Annotated in this window: 7 protein-coding genes and 2 pseudogenes; 4 read left to right on the top strand and 5 right to left on the bottom strand. The window is 61.6% G+C overall.

Annotated features, from left to right (window positions below; all coding sequences use genetic code 11):
• Nucleotides 1-95 precede the first annotated feature (95 nt).
• Complete coding sequence (locus BRA1253DRAFT_RS00145; protein WP_245285822.1) at nt 96-464, bottom strand: transposase; 369 nt, start codon at nt 462-464, stop codon at nt 96-98.
• 385 nt (nt 465-849) lie between these two features.
• Between BRA1253DRAFT_RS00145 and BRA1253DRAFT_RS00140 the strand changes: the two genes are divergently transcribed.
• Nucleotides 850-4,164, top strand: coding sequence for an adenylate/guanylate cyclase domain-containing protein (locus tag BRA1253DRAFT_RS00140; protein ID WP_009859165.1), 3,315 nt, complete (start codon nt 850-852; stop codon nt 4,162-4,164).
• A 14-nt stretch (nt 4,165-4,178) separates the two neighbouring features.
• On the opposite strand, the gene BRA1253DRAFT_RS43165 is transcribed toward BRA1253DRAFT_RS00140, so the two are convergent.
• The 3 genes and pseudogenes from BRA1253DRAFT_RS43165 to BRA1253DRAFT_RS00130 all read right to left on the bottom strand — a co-directional run bounded on the left by BRA1253DRAFT_RS43165 (nt 4,179) and on the right by BRA1253DRAFT_RS00130 (nt 7,204).
• Nucleotides 4,179-4,454, bottom strand: coding sequence for a hypothetical protein (locus tag BRA1253DRAFT_RS43165; RefSeq protein WP_009859164.1), 276 nt, complete (start codon nt 4,452-4,454; stop codon nt 4,179-4,181).
• Between the two features lie 5 nt (nt 4,455-4,459).
• A complete protein-coding gene (gene ligD, locus BRA1253DRAFT_RS00135) occupies nt 4,460-6,277 on the bottom strand; it encodes a DNA ligase D (RefSeq protein WP_009859163.1) in 1,818 nt (605 codons plus the stop codon).
• 298 nt (nt 6,278-6,575) lie between these two features.
• Nucleotides 6,576-7,204, bottom strand: a pseudogene (locus BRA1253DRAFT_RS00130) (NYN domain-containing protein).
• A 1,667-nt stretch (nt 7,205-8,871) separates the two neighbouring features.
• On the opposite strand from BRA1253DRAFT_RS00130, the gene BRA1253DRAFT_RS46015 reads away from it, so the two are divergent.
• The 3 genes and pseudogenes from BRA1253DRAFT_RS46015 to BRA1253DRAFT_RS44900 form a co-directional block, all read left to right on the top strand.
• A complete protein-coding gene (locus tag BRA1253DRAFT_RS46015) occupies nt 8,872-9,009 on the top strand; it encodes a hypothetical protein (protein ID WP_371261288.1) in 138 nt (45 codons plus the stop codon).
• A 416-nt stretch (nt 9,010-9,425) separates the two neighbouring features.
• Nucleotides 9,426-9,548: a hypothetical protein gene (locus BRA1253DRAFT_RS45770; protein ID WP_009859160.1), complete on the top strand. Its 123-nt coding sequence runs from the start codon at nt 9,426-9,428 to the stop codon at nt 9,546-9,548.
• A gap of 125 nt (nt 9,549-9,673) precedes the next feature.
• A pseudogene (locus BRA1253DRAFT_RS44900) lies at nt 9,674-9,910 on the top strand (hypothetical protein); the annotation flags it as partial.
• A gap of 31 nt (nt 9,911-9,941) precedes the next feature.
• Here the strand turns inward: BRA1253DRAFT_RS44900 and BRA1253DRAFT_RS00115 are convergent.
• Nucleotides 9,942-11,095 (bottom strand): IS3 family transposase gene (locus BRA1253DRAFT_RS00115; protein ID WP_088940822.1). Its coding sequence is split into 2 segments (ribosomal slippage): nt 9,942-10,846 and nt 10,846-11,095, totalling 1,155 coding nucleotides; the frame shifts between segments, so codons are not numbered across the junction.
• Nucleotides 11,096-11,407 lie beyond the last annotated feature (312 nt).

Raw genomic sequence — 11,407 nt, 5'->3', positions numbered from 1 at the left:
CATCTCCTGCACCTTCGCCGCAAGCCCATCGTGGCCACAGCGGAAGTCGATCGGCCGCGTCGCGATGTAAATCTTCAGATCGGCACCGGCCGCGATCATCGTGACGCTCGCATCGCGCGGATCACACGGGACAGCTGCTCGCCATCTATGGCTGTGTCCGTCCGCAGCACGACATCGCCGATCGAGATCTCGAGCTTGATCGCCGGAACCTGACGCTCCTCCAACGCACCTTCCACGACCAGCGGCGCGAATGTCGGCTGCGATGCATCGCGCGGCGGCAACATGCCTCGCTGTCGAAACCGCCGCCGCCAATCGTAGATCTGCCAGCGCGTCGCTCCGTGCTTGCGCGCCACCTCGGACACCTGGGCACCGGGTAACAGACTCTCGGCGACGATCCGAGCTCTCTCGGCTTCCGAACGTACGCGGCGCCCCGATGGTCCTTCAAGAACCTCCAGCCGGCTCACCGACCCCCTCGTTGAGCCGTCCAAATGGACGTCCTTTTTGCTGTCCAATCCCATCCCAAACCTCCGTCCAAGCCGGAGGCTTCTTTCGCACGTTCATTCGAATTCTGAAGCAAGGGTATCGGCTTCGCGCTTACCATTGTCTGTGAGTTCGTAGCGCATGATTCGGCCCCTTGCGTCTGATGGCTTGAATCACGGCGCGGCCGTCGGGCTCAACTGGCCGCTAGGCACTCGAAAGCGGACCTATTATGCTCGCCTTGAGTTTTGTCGTTCATGACCCTGACCGGACCTGCAACCTCGCGGCGGGTGCTGGAATAAGTCGGCGCGCGTGGTAGACTTTCGGTCCTATCGGTCCAGAGTGGGTTACACAAAACCCGGAGGGGCCGCGATGCAGCAAATTGCCGACTGGCTCCAAAAGCTCGGAATGTCCGAGTACGCGCAGCGTTTTGCTGAAAACGGGATTGGTTTCGCAGCACTTCGCCATCTGACTGATCAGGACCTTAAGGACATCGGTGTGCTGCTGGGGCATCGGCGCATAATGCTTGCGGCTATCCAGGAGCTTGGGAGCCCTGCCGTAGCTCAACGCGTTACGGCCGAGTTGACGCCCTTAGACGCCGCCGAACGTCGCCAAGTCACTGTGATGTTCTCGGACCTTGTGGGTTCAACAGCACTTTCAGCACGCATGGACCCTGAAGACCTACGCGAGATCATTTCCGCGTATCAGAAGTGCGTCACCGACATCGTGCGGCGGTTCGGCGGCTTTGTTGCGAAGTATATGGGCGATGGAGTACTGGTGTATTTCGGGTATCCGCAGGCGCACGAAGACGATGCGGAACGGGCCGTCCGGGCGGGGCTGGAGTTGGTGGATGGCGTAGGTGCTCTGAAGATCCGAGCGCCCCTGCAGACGCGTATCGGCATCGCAACGGGACTGGTGGTTGTCGGCGACCTCATCGGGTCCGGCGCTTCTCAGGAGCACGCCATAATCGGTGAAACGCCCAACCTTGCGGCACGTTTGCAAGGCGTTGCTGAGCCGAACAGCGTCGTCATTGCGGAGAGTACTCGGAAGCTGTTGGGCAATCTGTTCGAGCTTGAAGAATTTGGGCCGAAAGAACTCAAAGGTATCTCAGGCGCCGTAGGGGCATGGGCTGCGTTGCGGCCGATTTCAGTCGAAAGCCGCTTCGAGGCCTTGCACGCGAACGGATTGACCGAGCTTGTTGGGCGCGACGAAGAACTCGAACTCCTGTTGCGACGCTGGTCCAAGGCAAAGAGTGGTGAAGGCCAAGTAGTGCTGCTCTCCGGCGAGGCTGGTATTGGCAAATCGCGGCTTACGGCGGCGCTGCTGGAAAGCATCGCTAACGAGCCGCATACCCGATTGCGCTATTTCTGCTCGCCGCAGCATACCGACAGCGCTTTTTATCCGATCATCGGCCAGATGGAACGGGCCGCACGATTTGCGCATGACGACCCGCTGGAAACGAAGCTGGACAAGCTCGATACAGTATTGGCGCAGACTTCAACCTCTTTGGAGGATATGGCGCTATTCGTCGACATGCTGTCGCTGCCAAAAGACGGACGATACGCGGTGCTCGACATACCCTTCGAACAGCACCGCCAGCGGACATTTGAAGCGCTCGGGTCACAGGTGGAGGCATTGTCGCGCTCCACACCTGTGCTAATGATCGTCGAGGATGCACATTGGAGCGATCCCACGAGTCAGGAAGCTTTCAGCGGGGTCGTTGACCGGCTTCGGAGCTACCGTGTGCTGTTGATTGTGACGTTTCGTCCAGAGTTCGAACCGCACTGGATCGGGCGGCCCTACGTCACTGCTCTCACCCTCAATCGGCTGGCGCAGCGCCAAATCGAGACGGTGATTGATCACATCGTGGGCAACCAGCTTATTTCGGCGAGCGTGCGGCAGGACATCATTGAGCGCACGGACGGGATTCCCCTTTTTGTGGAGGAGATGACGAAGGCGGTCCTGGAGACCAAGAGCGAGGGCGAAGCGCGAACTACAGGCAATATTCCGTCACCTGCGGCGGCGGTCCCCGCAAGCCTGCACGCCTCGCTTATGGCGAGGCTCGACCAGCTCGGGCCCGCCAAGGAGGTGGCCCAGATCGGTTCCGCGATCGGGCGAGAGTTCTCTCACACCCTGCTTTTTTCCGTTGCGAGCAAGCCGGAGCCAGAGTTGGCATCCGCCTTAGACCGTCTGATCTCCGCTGGCTTGTTGTTCCGACAAGGTGTGCCTCCGTATTCCAGCTATCTATTCAAGCACGCGCTGGTGCAGGACGCTGCCTATGGCACGCTGCTGCGCCCAAGGCGGCAAGAGCTGCATGCACGAGTTGCCACCACCTTGGAGCAGCATTTCGCAGATCTGGTCGATCGGCAGCCAGAGATACTGGCCCATCATTTGACGGGTGCCGGACAGGCGGAACGAGCCTCTGATCAATGGCTAAAAGCGGGCCAGTTTGCGGCGTCCCGCTCCGCGTATGCCGAGGCGGTCGGTCATTTCGATCGTGGTTTGTCCCTTCTGCCATCTCTCTTGGATGCGCAGCGCGATCGGCAGGAGATCAAGCTTCAACTCGCTAAAGGCGTGTCTCTTAGTAACGCCAACGGCTTCTCCTCGGCCGAAGCAGCAAAAGCGCACGCTCGTGCGCACGAGCTTTCCGATAAGATAGGGGACATCGATTCTCAGTTCACCGCGATATGGGGGTTGTGGACTTTCCGACGTACGTCGGATTGGAATGCGGCGCGCCAGCTTTCAGATAGGCTCCTGAGCCTGGTCGAAAAGAGTAATAATGTCGGCCTTCGGCTCGAAGCTCATCATACGGGTTGGACAACACATTTCTTCTGCGGCGAACTCGCTCCGGCGCAGGAGCATTGCGAGAAGGGCCGAACCCTTTATGACTTCGAGCAGCACCGGACGCACGCACACATCTACGGCCACGACCCGGGAGTCTGTGCAGGAACGCTAGGTGCCTGGAGCGCCTGGCTGCTCGGCTACCCTGACACGGCGCTCGCTCGCGTGAATGACGCGTTGGCCCTTGCGGAACGGGTGAACCATCCCTTCAGCCTTGCTATGGCGCGTCTGCATGCGTCGATATTGCACCAGTTCCGACGTGACTCAGCTTCGGTGCTGCAGTGCATTGAGAGCGCAGAGACCCTAGCGGCTGAGAAGCGCCTTGCCTTGCCGCTCGATCCACGAGTTCTCCGCGGCTGGGCGTTGTTAGCACCGGATAGGATTGAGGCGGCGATTGCCTCCTACCGCGCCGCGCTTGCTGATCCGGCGAAGCGAGGCACGATCCAGTACGCTCCCTATAGCTTTGCGCTCTTTTGCGAAGTGCTTTGTCGCTCAGGCCACCCCGGCGGAGCCGAAGCCCTGACGGCTGCTGCTGCCATTGCGGAACAAAGCGGCGAGCACTGGTGGGATGCGGAAATCTCCCGGCTGCGAGGGTTGGTGGCATTATCTCGCGGCCAGCTCGGAGGGAGCAAATGGTTGCTGAAGTCCTTACAGACCGCTCGGCAACAACGGGCGAAATCACTTGAGCTCCGGGCAGCGACGAGCCTTGCCCGCTTATGGCGCGATGAGGGCAAACGCACCGCGGCACGTGATCTGCTGGCTCCGGTTTACGGCTGGTTCACTGAAGGGTTCGACACGCTCGATTTGAAAGAGGCCAAGGCGTTGCTCGACGACTTGGCCTCGTGAGCCAGTCGAATGGTCTAGCGACTTCCGGGCTTGGCCCCTCTTGAAAGGCCGACAACTTTCGCGCCGCTATTGGGGACAAGCGGACATTGGTAGTCGAGGTAGAGCCATACGGTTCTGCCCTCGCGGCGAGCTTCATCATGGCTGCGGACCACCTCGTTCACCCTTTGCCTGTCGGAGCGATCGGCCTCGGGCAGCGACATCACCGCAGCGTACAGTTCGGCAGGAATGCTGCGCCTGTCACGGGGACGTTTGTGGCGCCATTCCACCCATCGTTCGAATGCATCCGACATGTGGCTCATCTCCTTGGCTTAACGCGGAATGGACTTTCCAGGGTGAAGGCGTCCGGCGCGATCCCGCTCTCGAGGCGCTTCCATGTCACGGGGGCTGCAATGGGAAATCCCTCTCGGGCTCGTGGGGAATAGGTGCCGATGGCCGTGGTACCGCGGCCATTGCGCAGATAATCGAGGAAGATGCGATCGCGACGCTTTGCCTGAGCAGACAGGAGGTAGCGGTCTGGATGGCGCGCTGCGAGGGCGGAGACCAACTGATGCGCGACCCGATGCGCCTTGTCGTGCAGCACCGGCTGGTCCAGCGGCGCCATCAGATGGATTCCTTTGCCGCCGGTGAGCTTGGGCCATGTCTCGAAGCCTTCGCGTTTCATCAGTGTGCGCAGGTCGAGCGCGGTCTCCACGACCGCATCCCAGTCGACACCCTCTCCGGGATCCAGATCGATCACGATGCGGTCGGCATGCTCGAAGTCCTCGACAGTCGCATTCCACGGGTGCAACTCGACCGCCCCGATCTCGACAAGGCCCAGAAAGCCTTCCAGGCTGTCGACCCACAGGCGCGTGCCTTCGCCGCCCTCGCGCTTCTGAATCCGGAGCTGGTGCACGGCGGCCGGAATGTCCTTCGGCAGCGGGCCCTTGTGATAGAAGGTCGTGCCGTGCACGTGACGCACCAGCTTGAGCGGGCGACGGCCGAGGTGCGGGAGGGCTTTCTGCCACAACTTGCGCCAGTAGTCGGCCAGTTCTTCTTTCGACGGCACAACGGCGTCGGGCAGAAGCTGCAGGATGTTCTCTCTGGGAACGCCCAGCTTCGGCCGGCCGGCTACGGAGGGCACCAGTCGCGGCGCCTTGACCTTGCGCACCGCAAGATCGTCACGAAAGCCCTTGAATACGGCCTCTCGGAGCAAGCCATCATCGGTCAGCGCGCCATATTGGACTTCGATTTCCAGGGTGGGCTCGACCCAGGTCGCCTTTGGCTTCTTGACCGCGACATCGAGCGCAGAAGTCTTGCGGATGAGCGGATCAAGCCGCTCGCGTAATTCCCGGGCCGTCGTCTCGGTGTAGCCGGTACGCACCTTCCCGGCGTAGAGCAGCTTGCCGTTCTCGCGCCGGCCAACGTAGAGCGAGGCGACCTTGCGCGGGCGAGCGCCGAGCTTCTCCACGAATGCGACAATCGGAAAGGTCTCGCTCTTCTTGCATTTGAGCTTGATCCAGCTGTCCTGCCGACCCGAGCGATAAGGCTCGCCGAGCCGTTTGGCGATGAGGCCCTCCAGCCCCAGTTTGCATCCTTTGTCGAAGACCTCGTTGCCGTCGGCCGCAAGCGCTTCGACGTAGATGAATGTTTCCGGTGCGTCCTTCAGAAGCCGCTGCAGCAGGCGCTTGCGTTCCTCGTACACGACGCGGCGCAGGTCGTAGCCATCGAGGTAGAGGAGATCGAAGGCGTGGTACCGCACACGCTCGCTGCGCTTTCGGCCGAGTTCTCGCCTGAGCTGCTGGAAATCCGGCAGGCCGCCACTGCCGTACACCACGGCCTCGCCGTCGATGACTGCGCTGTTTGCCTTGAGCAGGTCGGCGCTCGCTGCGATCGACGAGAACTGCTCCGTCCAGTCCAGGCCCGTGCGCGAATAAACTTTGATGTCGCCATCTCCCAGGTGCAGTTGCGCGCGGTAACCGTCGGCCTTGATCTCGTAGACCCAGTCTGCGCCGCGCGGCGGCTTTTCGCGCAGCGTGGGATCACACGGCTCGATGTAACCAGGAATTGCAGCTCTGATTGCGCCATGGACACGCGATACTCCGAAACGGGACTGACGCAACGCCACGGCACACATGCCGATTCAACGCTGTCGCGCTGATTCGTTCCGTTCCGCGGATGCCGCTTCGGCGCAACGCGAAATGGAGTTCAGGTGCCGAAGGTGCGCGGCCGAGAAGATGCGCATCGCGCAGCCCGAACGGCCTGCGACGGCCTCGCCGGCGTGTGACAGGTCGAAGAAGGCTAAACCGGACGAAACCGGGCGGTCGCGCTACGTCTGCACCAGACATCCCAGTCGCGCCTTCGCTTCTGCTTTTCGCCGGAGTTCATCATTGTGCCGGTAAGGCGAACTCGCGCCCCGGGCGCGTGCACTCGAACTAGGGGATGAGTTCGTCCGGCTCTGGACGCGGCGCCGCTGTGGTGGCGCGGCGCAGCGGCGGACCGCGAACATCGCCGCGCTCGCGGGGTGGTGGACGCGCGGACAGGTCCCGGCCGATCGCGGCTCGCAGCTCCATCAGGTCGCTGAAGACGTCCGCCTGCCGCCGGAGCTCGTCCGCGACCATCGGCGGCTGGGTCGCCATGGTCGAGACCACCGTCACCCGCACGCCTTGGCGCTGCACCGCCTCCACTAGAGAACGGAATTGCCATCGCCCGAAAACAGAACCATTTCGTCGACGTCACCAGCCAGCTCCATGGTATGCACCGCGAGTTCGACGTCCATATTGCCTTTGACCTTGCGCCGTCCGAACGAGTCGACGAATTCCTTCGTCCGTTTGGTCACGACGGTGTAGCCGTTGTAGTCAAGCCAATCGAGCAACGGCCGGATCGAGGAGAATTCCTGATCCTCCATGACAGCCGAGTAGTAGAAGGCGCGGAGCAGGATACCTCGGCTCTGGAATTCGTTCAGAAGGCGCTTGTAGTCGATGTCGAAGCCAAGGCTTCGGGAGGTGGCGTGAAGATTGGCGCCGTCGATGAACAAGGCAATCTTACGGGGCGAAGACGACATGTTGGCAGCCCGAATGATTCCATCGGAAGCACCGCTCCGCATGGCGAATGGTTTGCTCAAAGATGGAGTTTGGGTACGGGGCGGCCTTGGCCCGCCGCTCACTCGCATTCTGCGGCAAGAACGTGAGCTCCGACCGAGAGAGGGTATATCCAAGAATTCGAGCTTTCAAATCCTTTTTCATTAAGACTTGAACCTGGAGCATGCTGCAAAGACAATGCAGTAAGTGGGACGCTGCAAATGTCGTACGAATTGCCGCTCTTCGAAATCCACGTCAGGCCACGCCGCCGGGCATGCAGATGTGTCTCTGCACGACCGAGGGCCGCCCGATCATGCAGGGCTCGGAAGCCAACCGGCCGGCTGCTAGGTACCAGGCCAATCGGGCGCTCTTTCTGATGCTGCTGGCTTCGGCAAGTGGCCCGGCACGCCACGGAGACTCCTTGAGGAGCCGATCGCGCCGAAGCGCTTCATCCTCCGGATGAGATGACGACAGGCGGCTTCCGCTGCGCTCAGAGCGGTGCCGATCCTTCGGTATTCACTTGCCCCAAATGCGGCCGGCCTGGCGCCCGACGGCGCAACACCAGATCACAGCTGCGCCTCTTCAACAGCAGGACCAAGTCTGGGTGACCAGAGCGTGCTGTCCGTGCTCATGGTCTAGGGATGTCGGCCGCTGACTGCGAGCTCGTCACCAATGCCCTCAAATACGCATATCTACGCATATCCCGACGAGACGGCGGGCCACATCACCGTCTCGCTCTCGAACAGGGACCCTCCAGCTGTCGGTCTCGGACAACGGCATCGGCGTTTCCGCCACAGCGCATCCGGCCGTATTGGCCAGCAGCTCGAGGGCGAGATCACATACGAACGACTCAGCCCCCGGCTGCGCGTCCGACTGCGAGTGTCACGACTGGCCTAATTGGGAGGTGACTCTTCCGAGGCGCGCAGTCGATCGAGCAGGGATTTGAGCCAGGGCGGAAGGCTCGTCTCGACGCCTAAGATCTGGCGCAGGCGTTCGCCGATTCCCGCGGCGACGGCGCGGCCAGGCAGGTCGTCTGGGCTGACCGGATTTCTCATTGCTGCGGGCTGTCCTCCTCGTAGTTGCCAACATCCGCCGTAAGGAATCGTTCGGCCGGTCCGGAGCGAAATGTTCACTTTTGTACGTTTCCAGAAACGAATCTCCTGAACCTGCACTTTCCTTTTCGCCGGGGGCGGCTGGTGGTGAGTGGGAAAGACGTGGCGGGACGAGAGTATTTCAATCGGTAGGCTGCAACCCTGCTCAAGTACGCCAAGGCGATTGCCGATCTGGAGGTGGCGGCGGGCTGAAGGAGCAGGGCGAACAACCCCAGCACGATGCCGGTGACGAGGCGCCCGACGCCGTCGGCGGGTAGTCCTTATCGGGTTTTGAGGTCGGCAATGGAGCCGTGAGTGAACGATCGCATCCGCATTTTCTGGTCGTCGAGGATGAAATCTCGCTCCAGCACATCGTCGAGGAAGCTCTAGCCGACGGCGGATTCCAGGCCGATATCGCGCCATCCGGCGAAGAGGCTCTTTCTCGGTTCCGCAACGGCCGCCCCCGAATATCACGCTTTGCTCACCGATATCGGCATCGGCGCCGGACTGAATGGCTGGGTCCTCGCCCGCGGGATCCGCGAGATCGATAAGATTTTCCGGTGGTCTACATCACCGGCGGCCACTCCGACGAGCGGAAGTCGCAAGGCGTTCCGAACAGCATCCTCATCGAAAAGCCGCTCGCGCCGGCGCAACTGGTCACCTCGCAGCTTCTGAACACGGGCTCGTCGCCGGTCTGAACGGGCCTTGCCACCGGCGCCGCCGGGCCTTCAGAGCAGCGTGACGACGGCGACGACGACGGCCACGCCAGCCACGGTCACGCACCAGCATGACACCTCAAGGAATCGCATAAAGCGCCCCCTGTTGAAACGTCCTGCCCGGCGGCGAACCTACAGCCGGAACCCGGCTGCCGGAACCGAACTTTTTCATGCCGTCATGAATTCAGCATAGGGGCTCTCGAACGAAGGCTACAGCCGATGGCCCCGATGCCCGTAGGCGACGTGGTTCTCACCGTGGCACTCATGACCGGAGCCTTCCTAGCGAGGTCGCGCTTTTCGCCATTCTCGGAATCTTCTGAACACTAGGCGGCTGGCGCGAGCCTCGCCAGCGCACCACCTCCTTGTTCAAAGGCTGCAGAAAACCTAACGGAGGTGGGATGTCCACCGTGGGAAAGCTGCTCGCGCAGAAGCAAGAGCTGATGGAGCAACTCGAGAACGATCCTGGTCCGAACGAGCGCGAAGAGATCGAGCGTATTCTGCCAAGATCGAGACGGCGCTGAGCTTGCTCGATCCGGAGAATCCTGCGGCTGAAGGCGAGTAGCTCGAGTGCTTTCGTTCTGCGTGAGGCTTGTTGGAACGTAGTTGACCTTCGCGCTTTTCCACGGTGATTGCCGGAGGAAATGCGATGAAATCGATGATCGCTCTCGCGTTGGCAGTCGTCGCCTCGACGGCGACGGTCTCGGCGCAACCGGTGAGGTGGACCAGGTACACCATTCCCCAGACCGGCACCGCAGTGGATTTACCATCCTCGATCTTCACGGAAGAAGCCGGTCGCCCCGACGGGTACGGGCAGCGATTCCGAACCGGCGACGGGCGTGCCGACATCACGATCCAGGCCGCGCCCAACATGGCGAACGATTCACTGAGCTGCTGCCGGTTTGATGGACACCGGGTTAAGCTAATCCCACCTTGCGCTCGAACTCAACAGGGCTGAGGTAACCGATCGTCGAGTGACGTCGGGTCGTGTTGTAGAACCGCTCGATGTAATCGAACACATCTGCTCTGGCCTCGTTCCTGGTGCGATAGGTTTTGCGCTCGGTGCGTTCGGTTTTCAGCGACGAGAAGAAGCTCTCCATCGCCGCGTTGTCCCAGACGTTGCCGGACCGACTCATGCTGCAGACGATGCCGCTATCAGCCATCAAGCGCTGGAACTGCTCGCTGACGTACTGGCTGCCGCGATCGGAATGATGCATCAGGGCATCCGGCTTGCCGCGCCGCCAGACCGCCATCAACAGGGCGTCCGCAACCAACTGGGCGGTCATGCTGGCGCTCATCGACCAGCCGACCACCCGGCGCGAGAACAGGTCGATCACCGCCGACACATAGAGCCAGCCCTCAGCCGTCCAGATGTAGGTGAAGTCGGCGATCCACTTCTGGTTCGGGCGCTCGGCCTCGAACTGCCGATCCAGAAGATTCGACGCCACGTTCGCAATCTGGCGATGGCCTGCGTCCTTCGGCAGACGCCGGCGTCGTGGCCGCGCCCGCAGGGCCTGCAGGCGCATCAGCCGTTCGACCCGGTGCAGGCCGCATTCGACGCCGTCCGCCAGAAGGTCTCGCCAGACGCGCCGCGCGCCGTAAGTCCGGTCACTGGCAAGGAAGCTGACCTTGACCTGCTGGCCTACGGTCTCGTCGCTTCGGGATCTGGCGCTGGGCGATCGGTTCAGCCAGGCATGAAAGCCCGACCGCGACACGCCCATCGCTTCGCATAGCCATGCCACCGGCCAGATGCCCCGGTGCTTCGCGATGAAGCCGAACTTCATGTCGCTTCCTTCGCGAAGTAGGCAGCGGCCTTTTTTAGGATATCCCGCTCCGCCTTCAGCTTGTTGACCTCGCGCCGCAGCCGCTCGATCTCCAATTGCTCAGGCTTCATTTGCCCGTGGCCGGGGAAGGACTGCGCAGCGTCGAAGCCGAACTCCTTCACCCATTTGCGCAGCACGTTCTCATGAACGCCCAGGTCTCGGCCAGCTTGCGCCACAGATACCCCGCGCTCCCTGACGAGCTTGACCGCCTCGATCTTGAACTCTCGACTGAACTTCCGTCTCTGCATGACCCACCTCTGGCTCGATAAAACACCCAATCTTGGTGTCCATCAAACCGGCAGCAGCTCAGCTGCACTTTCTCGGTGTTTGGCGTCTTGCGCGATGGTTTGGTTAGCTGCACCAGCTCTGAAGGCATCACCTCGTCGAATTGGAAACATTGCCGCACGTTCGCTGGTGTAACCCCATGAGCTTCGCACGCAGCGAGGAGCGACGACGTGGCCCTGTACCTCGTGAGCTTCCCCACCATAGGTCCCGGATTTTCGAACTGATACGACCCCGGATAACCTGGCTTGTGCTCCACTAGCCCGGCCTCAGTGAAT

The organism is Bradyrhizobium sp. WSM1253, assembly GCF_000244935.1.
Lineage (GTDB): Bacteria > Pseudomonadota > Alphaproteobacteria > Rhizobiales > Xanthobacteraceae > Bradyrhizobium > Bradyrhizobium canariense.
Note: the sequence above shows the minus strand (reverse complement) of the source record. Positions and strands in the feature narration are given on the sequence as shown.